This window comes from Rhodohalobacter sp. (assembly GCF_041686455.1).
GTDB lineage: Bacteria > Bacteroidota > Rhodothermia > Balneolales > Balneolaceae > Rhodohalobacter.
In genome coordinates this window covers 1-16,809 of sequence record NZ_JAWLDW010000051.1, presented here as the reverse complement: position 1 = coordinate 16,809, position 16,809 = coordinate 1, and the positions used below count along the sequence as shown (strand labels likewise).

At 41.2% G+C, this 16,809-nt stretch carries 11 protein-coding genes and 2 riboswitches; of the genes, 2 read left to right on the top strand and 9 right to left on the bottom strand.

Annotated elements, in window-relative coordinates; translation table 11 throughout:
* Positions 1 to 139 precede the first annotated feature (139 nt).
* The 7 genes from ACESM0_RS07760 to ACESM0_RS07730 all read right to left on the bottom strand — a co-directional run bounded on the left by ACESM0_RS07760 (position 140) and on the right by ACESM0_RS07730 (position 13,879).
* Entirely contained in the window at positions 140 to 1,282 is a 1,143-nt protein-coding gene (locus ACESM0_RS07760; RefSeq protein WP_372905270.1) for a chemotaxis protein CheB, read from the bottom strand.
* Between the two features lie 242 nt (positions 1,283 to 1,524).
* Complete coding sequence (locus ACESM0_RS07755; protein WP_372905268.1) at positions 1,525 to 10,230, bottom strand: GH36-type glycosyl hydrolase domain-containing protein; 8,706 nt, start codon at positions 10,228 to 10,230, stop codon at positions 1,525 to 1,527.
* A gap of 232 nt (positions 10,231 to 10,462) precedes the next feature.
* Positions 10,463 to 11,122 (bottom strand): phosphoribosyltransferase, encoded by a 660-nt coding sequence (locus ACESM0_RS07750; protein ID WP_372905266.1) that lies wholly within the window; start codon positions 11,120 to 11,122, stop codon positions 10,463 to 10,465.
* Between the two features lie 18 nt (positions 11,123 to 11,140).
* Entirely contained in the window at positions 11,141 to 11,578 is a 438-nt protein-coding gene (locus ACESM0_RS07745) for a hypothetical protein (protein ID WP_372905264.1), read from the bottom strand.
* Positions 11,579 to 11,896: 318 nt separating this feature from the next.
* A complete protein-coding gene (locus ACESM0_RS07740; protein ID WP_372905263.1) occupies positions 11,897 to 12,355 on the bottom strand; it encodes a DUF2267 domain-containing protein in 459 nt (152 codons plus the stop codon).
* Between the two features lie 654 nt (positions 12,356 to 13,009).
* Positions 13,010 to 13,110, top strand: a riboswitch (TPP riboswitch).
* A 143-nt stretch (positions 13,111 to 13,253) separates the two neighbouring features.
* Positions 13,254 to 13,661: a hypothetical protein gene (locus tag ACESM0_RS07735; protein WP_372905261.1), complete on the bottom strand. Its 408-nt coding sequence runs from the start codon at positions 13,659 to 13,661 to the stop codon at positions 13,254 to 13,256.
* A 17-nt stretch (positions 13,662 to 13,678) separates the two neighbouring features.
* Entirely contained in the window at positions 13,679 to 13,879 is a 201-nt protein-coding gene (locus ACESM0_RS07730; protein ID WP_372905259.1) for a dodecin family protein, read from the bottom strand.
* A gap of 321 nt (positions 13,880 to 14,200) precedes the next feature.
* On the opposite strand from ACESM0_RS07730, the gene ACESM0_RS07725 reads away from it, so the two are divergent.
* On the top strand, positions 14,201 to 14,452 hold the full coding sequence (locus ACESM0_RS07725; protein ID WP_372905257.1) for a hypothetical protein: 252 nt from the start codon (positions 14,201 to 14,203) through the stop codon (positions 14,450 to 14,452).
* 47 nt (positions 14,453 to 14,499) lie between these two features.
* Complete coding sequence (locus tag ACESM0_RS07720) at positions 14,500 to 15,027, top strand: flavodoxin domain-containing protein (protein WP_372905255.1); 528 nt, start codon at positions 14,500 to 14,502, stop codon at positions 15,025 to 15,027.
* 285 nt (positions 15,028 to 15,312) lie between these two features.
* Positions 15,313 to 15,411, top strand: a riboswitch (TPP riboswitch).
* Positions 15,412 to 15,482: 71 nt separating this feature from the next.
* Here ACESM0_RS07720 and ACESM0_RS07715 read toward each other — a convergent pair.
* Together ACESM0_RS07715 and ACESM0_RS07710 are read right to left on the bottom strand one after the other, a co-directional pair.
* Positions 15,483 to 15,929, bottom strand: coding sequence for an Hsp20/alpha crystallin family protein (locus ACESM0_RS07715; protein WP_372905253.1), 447 nt, complete (start codon positions 15,927 to 15,929; stop codon positions 15,483 to 15,485).
* A gap of 220 nt (positions 15,930 to 16,149) precedes the next feature.
* Positions 16,150 to 16,809 (bottom strand): response regulator transcription factor (locus ACESM0_RS07710; protein WP_372905251.1); only part of this gene is annotated, 660 nt, incomplete at its 5' end.

The following is a 16,809-nucleotide window of genomic DNA, read 5'->3' as shown; positions in this document are numbered from 1 at the left end:
TCGGGTACAGTTAAAAAATAAAACCTTGCAGGTCAAAGACTTGCAAGGCTTTTTTATTCCAGGTATAAACATTACTTAAACAAATTGCGACCACCCCTCTCTCACAAACTTATAAACAGTTGGGCAATTATGACCATTTTTATGAAATGCGAAGTTGGTTTGAATGCCGCTGGCTTCTCGCTGCTCTTTTTCCAAATAGATTTTTTACAATCTCCGAACCAATATCCTCAGTTGGATGATGATCAAGGTCCGGTATTTGATCGAATATTTTTTGATTTAAATTCCACAAAAGTGCACTCTCTCGGCTTTGTAAAATAATTTTCCCTCCGGCCTCATAAACATTTTTTGCGCCTTCCACCCCATCAATTCCCCCGCCTGACAGAAAAACGGCAAGCATTTTATTTCTGTATGCATGAGTCGCAGAACGAAGCAAAACATCAATGGATGGCCGGTTTTTATTTTCTCTTGGGCCTTTGTGTATTCCAAGTACCTTACGATAACCGTCATTTTTTATAACCGTATGATATCCCCCGGGTGCCAGGTATATCTGTCCCGGAATAAGCGGGCTGTCATTTTGTGCCTCCCTTACATTCAATTCTGTGATTTTATCCAGTTCGGCTGCAAATGCTTTTGTATATATTTTTGGCAAATGCTGAACAATTACAATCGGAGCCGGCAGTTCAGTTGGCATTTCAGAAATAAGTTGATACAGCTCTTTTACCCCGCCTGTACATCCCGCAATTAAAATCATCTCAACGCTTGAAGAAAGCTTTTGAGGCTTCTGATCCATAACTTTTTCAACTTCCGGGAAAGATATCTCAGAAGATTTGGAAGCTGAAAGCAAGCCTCTATTCAACTCCCCAATAATTCTTGTCAGCGGAACGACTCTTTTACGGAAATGGCGTTTAGAAAGGGTAATGCCGAAATCTCGATCGGGTTTTGTAATAAATTCTACGGCACCCAATTTCAGGGATTGTAATGTAATTGATGCACCTTTTTCATTCAGTGGTGCCATAATAACCACAGGCAGATCAGGCCTGCTTTTTCGAATAGATTCTACCCGTTGTATCTCATCTTTCGTGTTTGCATCTAACCCCAAAAAAAGTACATCCGGCTGAATGCGTTCAATTTCATTTTCAATATCACGCGTACTTTTTAATGAAAATGTGGCCAGAGATTGCACCTCATCCATATCTTTTAAAATGGATACCAGAATTTGACGTATTAATACGTGCGAATCTATTACAAGTACTTTGAGTGATTTTTTGATCTCTCCAGACATGATCACTTGATTTAAGGATGTTAAGTAAGAATATGTTGAAAAGAGTTGCAGTCTCTGGAAAAATATTTAACTGAATATGATATTCAGTTTAAAACCAAGTTTTCCTGATGAATGAGCAATAGAGTATTTAAAATCTTCTCAACAATTTTTATTAAATGTAATCTATCAAATATTGGAGCTTTAGCTTTAATCAGAGCTAAAAACTTTTTGTAGTATTTTCTTAAAACTACTTGTAATCCCGGTTAAACCTTTGCTTCTATTTCACTGCAAATCTGCAGTTCAACCTGATGCGTTTTGCCGTCTTTCAACTCCTCAATCTTGATGCCTTTCCCGTTCGATACAATCTCCTTTCCATCCACTTTACCGGTTAACCTGCCGGTTTCTAAACTATCCGGATTTTCAATATTTATGATATACTCAGTGCCTTTATCGTCAGGTTTGTAACGGATTGTGTATGACCTCCAGGATTTCGAAATAGCCGGACTGAGAATGATATTGTTTCCTTCTACCCTGAATCCTAAAACAGACTCCAGCATCACTCGATACATCCAGCCGCCGGAACCCGTATACCAGGTCCATCCTCCCATACCGGTCAGAGGCGGCTCGCCATAAACATCCGCAGCAACTACATAGGGTTCAACTTTATACTGAAGACATTTATCTAACGAGGAAGAATGATTTATGGGGTTCACCATATTCAGGTAATTCACTGCTTTTTCTCCCATACCGAGTTCTGCCATGGCCTTGATAAGCCATAGTGCTCCGTGTGTGTATTGGCCGCCATTCTCCCGAACTCCGGGAATATACCCTTTGATATATCCCGGATTTTTCTCCGTTTTATCGAATGGTGGATTGAGCAGCCGAATAATCCCGTCAGATTCAGAAATGAGGTGTTCTTCTGCAGACTGCAGGGCCTGGTGAGCGCGTTCATCCGTTGCCACACCGGAGATAGCAGCCCACGCCTGCGAAATGGCATCAATCTTACACTCCTCATTCTGCACCGATCCCAGCGGGGTTCCATCATCATAAAATGCCCGCAAATACCACTCACCATCCCATCCTGAATCATTCAACTGTTTCTTAAGTTCAGTCGCTGTTTTTTTATATCTCTCTGCCCGGTCAGTATCACCCATTTTTTTGCAGATTGGAATAAAACGATCCAGCGTGATATAGATAAAAAATCCCAGCCAGACACTTTCACCTCTGCCCTCTTCACCCACGCGATTCATCCCGTCATTCCAGTCACCTGCTCCTATTAAAGGGAGTCCGTGCTGACCGAACTGCAGTGAAATATCGATCGCTTTACAGCAGTGCTCATAAATAGAGCCTGTTTTTCCGGTAATTTGTGGTGTGAGGTACACTTCATGTTCATCTTCCTCCAGGGAACGGGCAGTGATGTAAGAAATCTCTTCATTCAGAATATCACGGTCGCCCGTAACACGTATGTAGTGATCTGTTACGTATGGAAGCCAGAGGCGGTCATCCGTAATTTTAGACCGGATTCCTCTGCCCGTGGGCGGATGCCACCAATGCAGCACATCACCCTCTTCAAACTGTTTAGAAGCATGCAGTAAGATCTGTTTTCTGGTCAAAGTAGGATCAACGTATAGCAAAGCCATGGAATCCTGCAGCTGATCCCGGAAACCAAAAGCACCGCCTGCCTGGTAATATGCCGTTCGGCCCCACATTCTGCTGGATAAATTTTGATAGGTCAGCCATCCGTTTACCAGCAGGTCTATCGACTGCTCCGGTGTTTCTACCTGTACTTTTCCAATCTTTTCTGACCAGAAATTCTTTACTGCGTTGAGCGCTGACTCAGCCCTTTCTGTGTCTCTGTATTTTTTCAGGATTTTCTTCGCCTCTTTTTCACTTTTTGCTTCTCCATCTATAAAATAGATGACCTTTTTTTCTTTTTTCTGTAGTTCCAGATTAAGCTGAAGAGCTGCACATGGATCTGAGCCTATATTAATCTGATTATCGAGATTTTGAGTTTTCTGTATAGATAATGGATTGTTTAAAGACCGGTTCCGGCCAATAAAATTCTCTCTTTCTGTAGTGTAAAAGACCTCCTGTTCATTTTCAGACACGTAAACTCCTGAATATGCTACCCTGCCGGCAAACTCATTATTGTAGAAGTTTTGGGAGATCAGCGTATCCATCTCATTCACAAAATTGGAAATAATATATCTCGATGAGCTATTCCGGCTCACTCCCATTACCCGGTCTAAATACCTGAACAGTGAAAGAGAACGTAGCTTGTTATCCAAATTCTCAATCACCAAACGGCTGACCTTTACGGAATCCTTTAACGGCACATAGTGTGTTAGCTCTTGCTTCAGGCCCGTGCTTTTGTGATGAAATGTGGTATATCCGAACCCGTGAACTGCTTCATAGTTGCCATTTCCGGGAACGGGACCGGGTGCCGGTGACCAAAATATTTGATTTCCATTATCACGGATATAAAATGCTTCAGAATGCGGATCTAAAACCGGATCATTCGACCAGGTCGTGATTTTATTTTCCCGGCTGTTTTCACTCCAGGTATATCCGGCCCCACGCTCGGAAACGAGTGTACCGAAATCCGGGTTCGAAAGTATGTTCACCCAGGGCGCCGGTGGAAAACTGTGCCGGTTGGTTTCCGGGTCAATGTTTATCTGAATCCGGTACTCTTTTCCATCTTCACTGAATCCTCCAAAGCCGTTAAAGAAACGCAAATTCTCATCTGATTTCTGGGCTTTCAAATCATCATGAAACTCCACTTCAGCCGGTTTATATTCTTTTCGCTCGTTCTTATTTAGCCAGGAATGTGTATCTACTCCCTGAAGAATCAAATGCTCTTTGGCCGGGAGCTTATGTCTGAACTGTGCATGTGCTACAGTCTGAACCAACAACAAATCTTCGGGAGTCATCTTATCAGTTCGATGGATAAATATTCCTCCATATTTGTTGATCAACCCTCTTTCGAATGATGATTCTATGAGCTGATAAATTGCTTCCTGAACTTCATCAGCGTAACTCGGAGCATGATCATTTAGAATAAGAAGTTCACTTTGCAATCCTTTCATTCTCCAGAAAGCGTGAGCCTTCAGCATCCTTTTCAGGTGTTTAATCTGATCCGTTTGATCAATTTTGAAGACCACCAGTGGTAAATCTCCCGAAATTCCGTAGGCCCAGAGATCCTGCTGCTTCTTACGATTTTGCATCAAAATTGATGAGTCAGCCCTGAAATTTGAATTCGGATAAATTAAGTGGGATGCTAATTTTTGGAAATAGTGAGCCTCGTTTGAATTAATTCCAATATGATTCAGCTCCACGGAGCTATAAACTTCAGCCAGGTCAAAGGCTCTAAAAACGGATAGAAAGTTATCATACATATCCGTCATTTGAACAGCCTCCTGTTCAGATGTGGCATATCCCAACCCAAATGACAAAATTATTTTCTCACCCGGGCCCAGTTTAATTTTCTTCCGTAGACTCATGATCGGATCGGATACATTCCCCAGCGAGCAATCTAGTCTTGAATCTGAATCCATTGCTTTCGGGTGACTTAAAGTTCTCCCCCTCCCGATAAACTTAGATCGCTCCGTTTCATACTGTAGCGGATCTGTTAAATTATCGGGGTCCTCTCCCGCAAAGGTGTGAACCATCCATATTGGGGATTCTTTATCACTGCGAGGTCTGCGTTTGGCCAGCAGTGAATGATGCTCGGCCAGGTAGTCCGTTTGGATAAACAGCTTGGAAAATGCAGGATGTGCATTGTGATCCTTTCTCTGATTCAATACAACTTCCGCATAGCTGGTAACCTCAAGCTCTCTCTCTTTTTCTGAGTAGTTAGTCAGTGTAATTTTTCGAAGCTCGATTGGGTAGTCCGGCGATACACAAACTTCCGTTGTTGTCTCAATCCACTCATCTACTCTTGAGGTAACCATTTTACCGTTGTGGAACCAACTGTCGTATCGATCCGGCTTACGTTTTACAGGCTGATGACCGGCTGACCAAAATTCACCGCTCTTCAAATCTTTGATATAGACAAACACCCCCAGCGGGTCAACGGTTGGATCAGGTTCCCATCCGTTCAGAGTTACCCCGTCACATTGAGAACTACCCGTACCGGTGTGGGTTATAAGTGTCGAAAAATTACCGTTTGAAAGAATATGAAGTCGTGGCAAGCTCGTATCCAATTCACCCATTCCGGCATGTTCTACAACATTTTGAATCGCTTCTTGTTCGCCCGGCTCCAGCTCTACTTCAATTGGATGAGGCTCTTTAATGGGCACTCCCCTTGGAACCCGTTCTTGCAAAATTAACTCACAGCCCTGAATTCTTGGATCTGCATGAAAATATTCCTGAATCAGGTTGTCGTTCATGAAATTTTCCAGGGCAATCAATCCCATCCCGTGATGGTGTACCATATACGACTTAACCACTTTGTGGGATTCCCCACTGCTTAACCGGGAAGGTGTGAAATCAAGCGCATCAAAAAACCCGTGCAGTCCAAAACCGCCTTTTTTCTCAAGCCTCTTCAGATTATCTATTGACGAAACCGGGTCAACTGAAAGCGATAACATTGAGGCATACGGAGCCACAACATATTCCTCTGCAAGGCCGCGTTTCAAACCCAGCCCCGGAGCTCCAAACGCCCGATACTGATAGTGCATGTCTATATTTAAATTATAATATGCACTTTCGGAAAAACCCCAGGGTTTTTTATTCTTTTTGCCATATTCCTGCTGCCACTTTACAACATTCTCATAAGTGTGATCCATCAGCGTCTCGGGTGTGCTTTTCATGAATAAAAGCGGCATCAAATATTCAAACATGGTGCCTCCCCAGGAGAGCAAAATCTCATTACGGCTCAAACTTGTTAGTCGTCTGCTCAATCTGAACCAATGCTCCACCGGTATATCACCTTTGGCAATCGCTATATAGGATGCGATCCTAGCTTCACTGGCCAGCAGGTCATACGTGCTCTTATCGAGCTGTGCATGATCAACATTATAGCCGATACTGAACAGACCTCTTTTCTTCAAATAGAGAAAAGAAAAATCCATCTCCTCGATCAGCTCTTCACAAATCGATATAATATTATCTGTTTGTTTTTTCCATCGATTCAGGAGAAGGATACATTGAGACTTGTTCTTACGATTCTGATTGTATTCGTCCAGCATTTTAGGCGAGTAGCCCGAAAGGTTTTGGTCCGAATCTATACTCAAACACTTCCATTCAGCGATTGATTTTTCCAATTGATGGAGAGGACTCTCAATCCAATAGCGTAAATCCTGCATGTATTCATCATCATAGTGACTTCCCAATGGCAACAGGTCGACAGTACTTAAGTGAACGGCATCCTCTTTAATTTCACGGAGCAGATCAAGTCCGGTCTTTTCACTGTGCTTAATTTTATCGAGCATGATCGCTGTTGCCGATTCTATTTCCCTGAAGCAGGGGCTAGCCTGTGGACAATCATTCTCAAGCTGATCAAAAATATTCTTGACGGTGCGGACCGTATCTTTTAAGCCCTGCCAGAATTCGGAGTTCAAAGCCTGCTTTTCCGAAGCTGCTTTGATACCCTCTTTAGCAGCAATTAAACCTGCTGCTAAATTTCCAGAGTCAACCGTAGAAATGTATCTCGGATTTAACACCTCACCCATTGTGGTTTGATACCAGTTGAAGAAATGCCCTTTATAGCGCTCCAGTTTGTTAATGGAAAGCAGGGTATTTTCCATTCTATCCAACAGCTCACTGTATGTAATGTATCCACGGCTGTATGCAACCAGGTTTGCGACCAAAGCCAGCCCCATATTCGTGGGAGACGTTCTATCTACAGGAGATAGCGGTGGATCTACCTGATAATTATCCGGCGGAAGCCAGGAGTTTTTCTCAGTAACCATTCGTTCAAAAAAGAACCAGGTTCGCCTGCTATAATCTCTGAGTAATAAATAATCTGCCTTATCGACTTTCGCTTTTTTAGATTTAGTCGGTTGACTTATATACCAAACGTACAAAGGAGCACCGGACCAGAGCACGAAAAAAGGAACCAATGTCCATAAATAACCGGAGTTTATAATTAGTGCCGCAACCAATACTGAAACTCCCAGAATAGTTGGAAACACCATCATTTTCAGATATGCTAACATTGAATTAGAGCTGCTCGATTCTGCTTGAGAGGCGGTGGTCCACTCCAGTAAATTTCTCCTCGAAATACTAAGTCGGTAAAGTGTTCTGAGAACCGCATCCAGTTGCACCCAAGCCTGATGGGGTAAAATAATAATCACAAACAGAGTCTGAACCGTGTTAATCCTAAGATTGTCTTGAACTTTTTCCCAATAAAGCTTCCAGCGAACTCTTGCCGGCCGATTAACAATATCAGTAGATAGACTCACATAAATCGGGAATGCAAGTATTCCGAGTGCAAAGAGCGTCCAAAGCCATGCAGGACCCGGCAGGAAAAACCAACCGGCTACAATAAAGAGCGTCAGAAAAAAGGGATTTAGCGATCTCCGCAGATTGTCAAAAATCTTCCATCTTGAAAGGATATTGATCCGGCTTCTCTCTTTACCGTTTTGAATTGGCACTCTTTTAAAAAGCCAGGCGGCAATTTGCCAGTCTCCGCGCGTCCAACGGTGGTTCCTTTTGCTATAGCTTGCATACGTCTGCGGATAGTCGTCATATAATTCAATGTCTGAAGCAAGCCCTGTTCTCAAATATGTACTTTCAATCAAGTCATGAGAAAGAATACGGTTTTCCGGAAATCGATCATTTAAGACTTCGTGAAAAGCTCTCACGTCATAAATACCCTTTCCTGTAAAAACGGCCTCTCCCGTCAGATCCTGGTATATATCAGAGACAGCCGTCGAATAGGGATCCAGGCCAACGTTTCCTGAAAATATTCTGGAGAACAACGTTTTCCGGGCCGAAGACGGAGGAATGGAAATTCTGGGTTGAATAATGGCATATCCCGAGGTGATTCTCTTCTTTTCCTTATTAAAGTATGCACGGTTCAGTGGATGAGAAATGGTGCTGATTAACTTGATAGCACTATCGGGCGGCAATTTTGTATCCGAATCTAATGTAATGATGTAGTTTATGGTTTCCCGCCGTATCGATTCAATGAACTCACCTGCTATAAACGAGTAGGTTGTGTCTGAACCCGGATCACAAAGAAGCTTATTGAACTCCTCCAGTTTCCCTCTTTTTCGCTCCCATCCCATCCAAACTCCCTCAGATTCATTCCAGAGACGGTCTCTGTGAAGAACAAAAAACTTATCTCCATAAGCTGATGAGTACTTCTCATTCAGCTCAGTTATAGCTTGCCTGGCAGCTTTCAGAATCTCCTGATCTTTAGGTTCTGTTTCACTCGTTGAATCTTGAAAATCTGAAAGAAGAGCAAACTGTAGTCCAGGATGGGGATTTGCTAAAGATCTTATTTCAAGCCGGTTAACTTGATCTCTCACATCTTCGGCTGAAGAAAACATTGTTGGAACTACGACCACTGTTCTGGATGAGTCAGGAATATTATCCCTGAAATCCATTTTATTCAACTTTCTGGGTGGAAGCAGAAAAATAAAAAATCGATTGACAGCAGAGACAGACAGATCAAACGCCGGGAAAAGTGAGACCAGTAAAACGGATGTTGCTACAAATGTTGATTCACTTACAGCATCTGTGACGAACCACAAGATCACCATAAGAACAATCGTATGGATAATAATTGCGGAAACGTACCCAAACGGTTTTTGTTCAAACCACTTCTGAAATCTCTCCCGGACTGGCATACGATATCCTAAATCCGAGGCAAACTTTCTGTAGCCCTCACCCACAAGGAAGTATCCAATATGTTCTTTTACGGCAGAACGGTTAAAAAGAGAGTCTAAATCTTCATCACTATTCTCATTCAATCGCCCCTGGTCTTCTGCCAAGATCAAAACCTGTTCTGCTACATCCGTTTCAGATTTATCGGAATATCGACTAAGGCGTTCAACAACTCGCCGGTATCTGTCTCGTGTTTCAAAATCCATTTCTGCATATGCCCCGTAAGGATCAAGCCGCAGAATCTGATCTACGATGGAGCACTCTTCAACAAAATCTGACCAATTTGTTTCTGAGGATTCACGAAGTGTAACCACTGCATTTTGAATACTTACCTGCAGCCGGGACTGTCGCTGTGCATCGATCCGCATCGCTTCATCAACAGTGACGTCCAGCTGTTTAAATCTGTAATTAAACCACCTCTTCTGTTCTTCCTGTAGAAGGCCGGCCGTCTGCAACTGGTTGTAAAGTTCAATCAGGACAGGTACAATTTCATCCCTATTCCTATATTTTTCTATCCACTCAGACAGAGTGTTAATCAGCTTTCCAGGCTCATGATAGTCACTTTCGCTTTTTTTACTGATCAGATCGTTTACTTCTCTCCAAATCTTTTTTCTATCTAAAATTCTGGAGGCTTTTTCTGAAAGGTTCTGAACCAGAATTAACCGGATCATAATGGGAATGGCCCAAATCTCGCCCAACTTCAGAGTTTCATGCTGCTGATACTGTTGCACATAATGAATCAGTACCTCCTCATCCACAAGGTTGTCTGTATGTAAGAGGTAGTTCAGGATCAGTTCATAAACTCTGGGCAATCCATCATATTCACCTCCTGAAAGTGCGGGAAGACGTTTTTGAAATTCTCGTGGAAAATCTTCCTCAACCTGAACAATCTGCTCCTGGATAATATAAAAATTGTCGATTAACCACTCTGCAGCAGTCGAAAGATCCCGGTTCTGTTTGGCCAGGCCAGACAACACCCTGTAGGCATCTAACAATATCTTTTTAGAGTCTTCAAGAATGGGTTTAACCGGGCGTATTTTTTTTGAGGAGTCCGATACCGAATGTATCTCTGCCAGGTTTGCTGCACTCTCTTTTAAATAGCTAATATTATAGGATATCTTGGATTCCTGATCCATTCCACTCCCTTAGATCGTGATTCAGAATTGAGCTTCCCTCCAAGCAATATCCATTTCTTTTCTTACAGACCGATAAGGAATTCTTGATTCTGTTTGAGGGGAAATTACTGACACAGATTTATCAATTCGAAATAAACCACTGATTATTTAGTGGTATTTAGCTTCAAAGAGTTATCAATAAAAGTATACATCTTTGAATATGTTCAGGACTTTTGATTCAATTGAAGATGAGTTACACACTGTTCAGTGTTTGTAACAAGTTATTTTTGATTTCATTCTGTTTAAGTAATCGATCTATCTTTTCATCACTTACTTCCCGGAAATCATCGTAAATTTCAGGTATAGCAAAACAATCTTCGGAAATACTTAAAGCGACTGCATCATCAACTCTTCTTTTTATCTTTTTATATATATCAGATGCTATTACAGGCGCAGCTACAATAAATTTTTCCGGCCTCTGCTTCTTAATCATTTTAATCGCTGCAAATATTTTAGAATCTGTAGCTATCCCGTCATCTGCTAAGATTACTGTTCTGCTTTCTAATGAAGGAAGTGAGGTTCCTTTTCTAAATTTATTCAATCTCTTGCGTATTTGCTGCTCCTCTATCTTCATAACCATTTCAATTTCCTGTTTCGTAAGCTTCCCTTTGGCATTATAGCTCAAATAGAGGGTACCGTCTTCACCCAGTGCTCCAAAAGCAGTTTCCGAATCTTTTAGATACCTCAAATTCCGCACTATGATCAGGGAAAATTCACTTCCCAAAAACCTGGAAATCGGCAAGCCTGTCTCCAGCCCTCCTTTGGGAACCGCCAAAACAACCGGCTGAACATTTCGATATTTATCTAATTCAATAGACAGTAATTTCCCGGCTTCTTCTCTGTTTTTAAACATCTTTGCCTCTCTCTTTTTTTACTCTTTCATCCATGCATTCCACAGTGGGTGTCCATTCTCAAATCTCAGTCGAAGCAGGTAATCACCTCGTTTCAACCACTCTGCCACTATAAGATCTTCATGGTTATCCTCAATGATTGACCCTTTGACCAGTATATTATCACCTATTTTAAACCCTTCCTGTTGATGTTCGATAAACCACTCAGGTCCCACATGTACCGGCAGTAACTTATCGCCGGTCTTCAGTATTAACTCAACTCCCTTGTCTTCTCCATTTTCGTTGCCCGAATGCATGATCTCTTCTATTTTTCCTTTAAACTCTTGTACATGGTCCGGATCGTACTTTCTGTGATAAGCACTATGCTTGTTCCGATACTTCAGACCTGCAAGAGTTGCACCCGCTAATGTAGCCAGAAATACGCCACCGGCTATGATTTCAATTTTTCCTGTTTTCATCATTACCTCTCTACTGAACTTTCAGAAGCTTTCAAATAATTAATCTAATACTCTTAACCTCAGTTGGGTTAAATAATCGTATTTAATCCAATGAAGAAGTCTCCCCTAACAAGGGGCTCCGAGCGTTAGCGACACGTGAAACGAAATGTAGAGGGGTGTCCATCGGGTTTTTTCATAAATCTTATGAACATCCCCCTCAATCCCCTTTTGCTAAGGGGAACTTTTGATGTCATTGACTCATAGTCGAACTCAGGTTCTTAATAGAACGACCTACTTGAATATTCTAGAATACATTCAAAAAAACATCGTCAAACAGAGTTATTCATCCCACTTATCTTCCATTTCAAGCGGCCGATATTTATTCCAGATATTTTGAATTGCCTTGGGCATCTGTCCGCGAATATCGTCCATCTCTCCGGTTGATGTTCGATCGTAAAGCATCTCCAGGATTACCCGGAAGGCTTCCTCTGCAGTTATTGGATTCGAATTACCCATATCTGCCCTGATTCTGGACATAAACTCTTCGGCATTTAATTTGTCAGGTTTTCCAAAAGGTTTGTAGCCTTCAAAGTAGATACCCCGAATTAAGACCGGCAATTGTGCTGATAGCTGAAATACTTCCTCTATGGTTGTGCGATCACGTAAGGTGTGAAGCACCGCCTTTAAACACCCGTACGCCCAATCCGTTCTATCCGGATAACCGGCTCGAGCTCCAATTTCCAAGAGCCACTCATTGGCCTCTCTGCAGTGTTTATCAAAATTGACTTGAATGCTCATTATGTCCTCTCCTAATCATTGAAAATTTTGACTCTACTCCTTCATCAATGTGTATACTTTTTTAAAATCAAATTGTAACGGAAATCACACTCCTTTGTAATAAAGACCTTTACTCTGTTGTAATGTTTTTCCGTAGTAAACAATCAGGTGGCTTCTTACTGCAAGCCTTCCTTTTGAATATTGAAAGCCCAATAACCAGATATTAAATGGTCACTTTTGCCTGATATAAATGATCAAAATAGCCCGGCGATCAATATCAAAAATTCAAATTGACAAACTTGAGCTATCAAATTTTGAAATTTTATTTTTCAAAATCTTTGACGTTAAATAAAACCAACTAACTCGACAAAGATTTATAGTGATAATATTACATCGGATTGGTCCCTATCCTTACAAGGTGTTATTACCTAAGTGTTTATACTATAAGTGAGTTCTTTGAGCAACTGAGAGTAAACGGATTTAGGGCACAGTTTAATTCATTACTACGGTGATGAGTTGAATCTATCAGAAAATAGTCCGCTGATAAATCAAAGTATCTTCTCAAAAAGAAATACATGATTGTGCCCCGGTCTGAATATTTGGTAAATGTTGAGCAAACGAGAGGTTCAAAATCAGCCGGAGATAAAAAAGAGAGGTTCGGTTAAGAAACTCGAAGTCAACAGTTAGGGGTGTCTTGAATCCATCAAGACTGAGAATATACCCTTTGAACTTGGTTCCCGATCATACGGGATGTAAGGAAATTGTTGGCTTCGATCCAATTAAGAGAGAGTGACCTGACAATCACAGCAGTGGTTGTCAGGTTTTTTTGTTTGGGTACCGGGAATAAAACGTAGAATCGACCTGCTAAAATTTCTATTTAAATTCGTATCAATTTGAATTTGAGCTAATAAACTACTGTTTATCCTTTATAAACAGGCTTCGCTTCACGCAGATCATCCATAAGATCCTCTTTATGATGCTGGTGAAAAACGTTAACCAGAAACAGAAACAGCCAGGTTCCCAGAAATGAGAAAAACACACCATCTCCTATTCCTGTAACAAGACCTATGATTCCTATGCTCACACTTCCGATCACACCGAAAAAGATATTCGCCCCAAATGAAACTCCCTCCTTACCAATAATTACTGCCATAGACAGGCCCACGATTAATCCAACAGATATATACCAATAAATAAGTGTTCCGGTTAATTGACCCATCACTATCCCCACAAAACTTAAATTATGTGGACGATCCGGCCGGTTTTGTGCCATTTTTATCGCTTTCGCGCTTATTGGATTTGCACCATAAACCAGCCGGTCATCCAAATCTTAGATCACGCATTTTAATCTTCCAGAACAAAGGTGATTTTCGCATTCACTCGGAATTTGACCACTTTGTTGTTTTCCACTATCCCTTTAATGTTTTCGCAATAAACACTCCGGATATTGTGAACTGTTTTTGATGCTTCTTTAACAGCATTTGTTACTGCTCCTTCCATGGTACTTCCTTCGGCAATCACTTCAATTACTTTTGCTAAAGACATGACTCCTCCTTTTTTTTAATCTTCTCATGGTTATAATTTCAAATCTCTTATTCAAGATCTAAAATATATCCCTATGTGGTTGTCCCTGATCTGTAAGTTGGCTGTAGGTTTTTTACTGATCTTACTGTCAGCAATTCTCAAACCCTGACAGATCCTTGCCTGTAATTAATGCTGTCAAGCTTTTCCTACATTCGGATCGGTTTTTCCATGAGTCCTTCTCCATCATTCTGCTGATACAGCATCTGCGAAGTAATGATTATCATGATAAACAGAGATAAAACCTCTCTTAGAATCTTTGATCAAATTTAATTCGGAGAGTATATGAAGACATACGAAAAGAGAATCAGGATTGTCCTGGATGTTCCAAAAGAAACAGCTGCTTACCACAAGCTGATGGGACAGTGGGAAAATGAAGGCGGTGCAATAACAGTTAAACGCGACCGTGAGCCTATCCCGGAAGCAAAGCTTCCTTTTCTTGAGGGAGAAGCATTTCAAGTCGTGCGAGGAACCATCGATTTTGTTGAAGATGAGGTGTACTACCTTGTCGATGTAATGAAAGTAGATATTGAGTGACCGAACTGCCGGTAATCTTATATTCAACCATAAAAAAGGGATGAAAAATGAAACTGATGATCGTTTATGGTTCCACTGAAGGACAAACGCGCAAGATAAGTGAATTTCTCAGGGATGAATCTGAAAAAGCCGGACATATACCTGCCCTGTTCGATGCAATGGTTACTCCGCCTGATCCTGCAGAGTTTGATGCCGTTTTAGTAGCCGCATCACTGCATGGCGGCAAATATCAGGTAACCGTTAAAGATTTTGTTCAAAAATACCACAGATCCCTCAACCAAATGAATTCCGGTTTTCTTTCTGTTAGTTTGACAGCTGCTACAGACGAACCTGAGTCATGGAAAGAATTGAAACAGCATACCGAAGATTTTTTACTGGAAACAGGTTGGAAACCCAATTTTGTCGAACAAATTGCCGGTGCACTGCTCTATACTCAGTACGACTACTTCAAGCGATTTATTATGAGGATGATTAGCCAGCGTGCCGGCGGTGATACCGATACAAGTTACGATCATGAATATACTGACTGGAACCAGGTTCAAGGTGTAATTCACAAAATTGAGGAATTACAGTGAAGCTTTCACTGAAAATCTACGCGCTGATTCAAAGAAATACTACAAACAGTTTTTCATAACTCTTACATCAAGAAAGTTGAGAGGGTTTTATAATACAGTAGAGAACATTGACATACTGAAAGGAATTAAGAGCACAGAGTCATTCTTATGCTACGGCAGAGAGTTATTCAGTCCGGAAAAATTATCCGCCGGCTCTTTTTAGGTCTATCAAATGACTAGAAAAGTGTGCTCCGGTTAACCAATTTTATAATGTATAAAGCAGTAACCCGGATTAAAAAATTGTCGGGGTCTTGGCGGGAGTGTCTTGATTATTTCGAGACTGAGATTATATCCCTAAAACTTGAAGCAGATTATACTGACGAAAGGAGACTGAGACTCCGATCATTTTAATCAAATAATAACCCCGTTGTGATTTAGTTCGCAACGGGGTTTTTTTTTACGCCCTGATTCAGCAATCAATTTACTTTGATGGATTTCGGTTTAACGGTTTCCGCCTTCGGAACCACCAGCTTCAGTACTCCATCCTTAAATGAGGCCTGAATCTCCTCATCTTTAATGTTGTCGGTTAAAGTAAACGATCGGTAAAAACTTCCCCGATATCTCTCCTGGCGAATGTAATCTTTTTTCTCCTCTTTCGATTCGGTTTTCCTTTCTCCGGTAACGGTAAGGCGTCCATCTCTATAATTCACATTGATGTCTTTTTTGTCCATACCTGGAATATCCATTTTGATCAGATATTCATTTTCATCTTCTGAAATATCGACGCTGGGCGACCACATTCTTAAATCTGATCCACCATTCTCTTTTTTCCAGGAAAATGGAACCAGATCATCAAAAAAGTGATCCATTTCTTTTCTAAGCATATCAATGGCTCTCGGTTCTTCCCGCTTCATCATTTTCATAATAACACCTCTCTTCCATTTTTGTTTTGAATTTTTGGTTCCTACTAAGCTGCGAACCATACCATACGCTATAGTACAGAGTATATCTCAATAACTGCTAATTGAGGATCTGAATAATGCTGTAAGAAATTATTGATGAGAAGCTTATGTAAATATCTTACAAGTCAGATTTTTCACCCATTCAAATCATGAAGCCTATTTGTTGAGTATCAAATTTAACTCATAATTTATGTTCATTTTCCACCCATTTCACCGCGTGGAAAATCATCTCTGTTGAATTTTTAAAGTCCATCTTCTCCTTGATTCTCGAACGATAGGTCTCCACGGTTTTTGAGGCAAGGTGGAGTTGTTCGGCAATCTCAGCGCTGCTTTTGCCTTTACCCATCAGTTCAAATACTTCCAGCTCTCTGTCACTCAGTATGTCGATAGATGAGACTCCCCCCTCTTTTTTCCCATGCATCGCATTCATCAGCAGTTTTTCGTTTAGTGAATCACTCACATAGATTCCACCTTTCAGAATTTTTCTAACTGCTTTTATCAAAGCCTCACTCGGTTCAAATTTCATAATATACCCTTTAGCCCCGGCCCGAAGTGCGCGTTCGCCATAGAGGGATTCTTCGTGCCTTGAAACAACGAGTATCTTTATATCCGGATCCTGGAAAATAATATTTTTAACCAGTTCTATACCATTCATTCCCGGCAGAGATACATCCACCAACAAGAGGTCCGGCTTATCTTTATCTAAAATTTTTAGTACATCTTCTGCTTTTTCGCATTGATGTGTCACTTCCAAATCAGACTCCATTTCCAGGGTACTGGCTAAACCTTTTCGCATCATAGGGTGATCATCAACGATTAAGATTCTCTTTTTGAATGGATT

What these genes read in the sequence shown, in the direction of transcription:
- ACESM0_RS07745 (WP_372905264.1), bottom strand. Translation starts at nt 11,578, where the DNA reads ATGAAAACAGGAAAAATTGAAATCATAGCCGGTGGCGTATTTCTGGCT.
- ACESM0_RS07715 (WP_372905253.1), bottom strand. Translation starts at nt 15,929, where the DNA reads ATGAAAATGATGAAGCGGGAAGAACCGAGAGCCATTGATATGCTTAGA.
- ACESM0_RS07720 (WP_372905255.1), top strand. Translation starts at nt 14,500, where the DNA reads ATGAAACTGATGATCGTTTATGGTTCCACTGAAGGACAAACGCGCAAG.
- ACESM0_RS07740 (WP_372905263.1), bottom strand. Translation starts at nt 12,355, where the DNA reads ATGAGCATTCAAGTCAATTTTGATAAACACTGCAGAGAGGCCAATGAG.
- ACESM0_RS07760 (WP_372905270.1), bottom strand. Translation starts at nt 1,282, where the DNA reads ATGTCTGGAGAGATCAAAAAATCACTCAAAGTACTTGTAATAGATTCG.
- ACESM0_RS07725 (WP_372905257.1), top strand. Translation starts at nt 14,201, where the DNA reads ATGAAGACATACGAAAAGAGAATCAGGATTGTCCTGGATGTTCCAAAA.
- ACESM0_RS07750 (WP_372905266.1), bottom strand. Translation starts at nt 11,122, where the DNA reads ATGTTTAAAAACAGAGAAGAAGCCGGGAAATTACTGTCTATTGAATTA.
- ACESM0_RS07755 (WP_372905268.1), bottom strand. Translation starts at nt 10,230, where the DNA reads ATGGATCAGGAATCCAAGATATCCTATAATATTAGCTATTTAAAAGAG.
- ACESM0_RS07730 (WP_372905259.1), bottom strand. Translation starts at nt 13,879, where the DNA reads ATGTCTTTAGCAAAAGTAATTGAAGTGATTGCCGAAGGAAGTACCATG.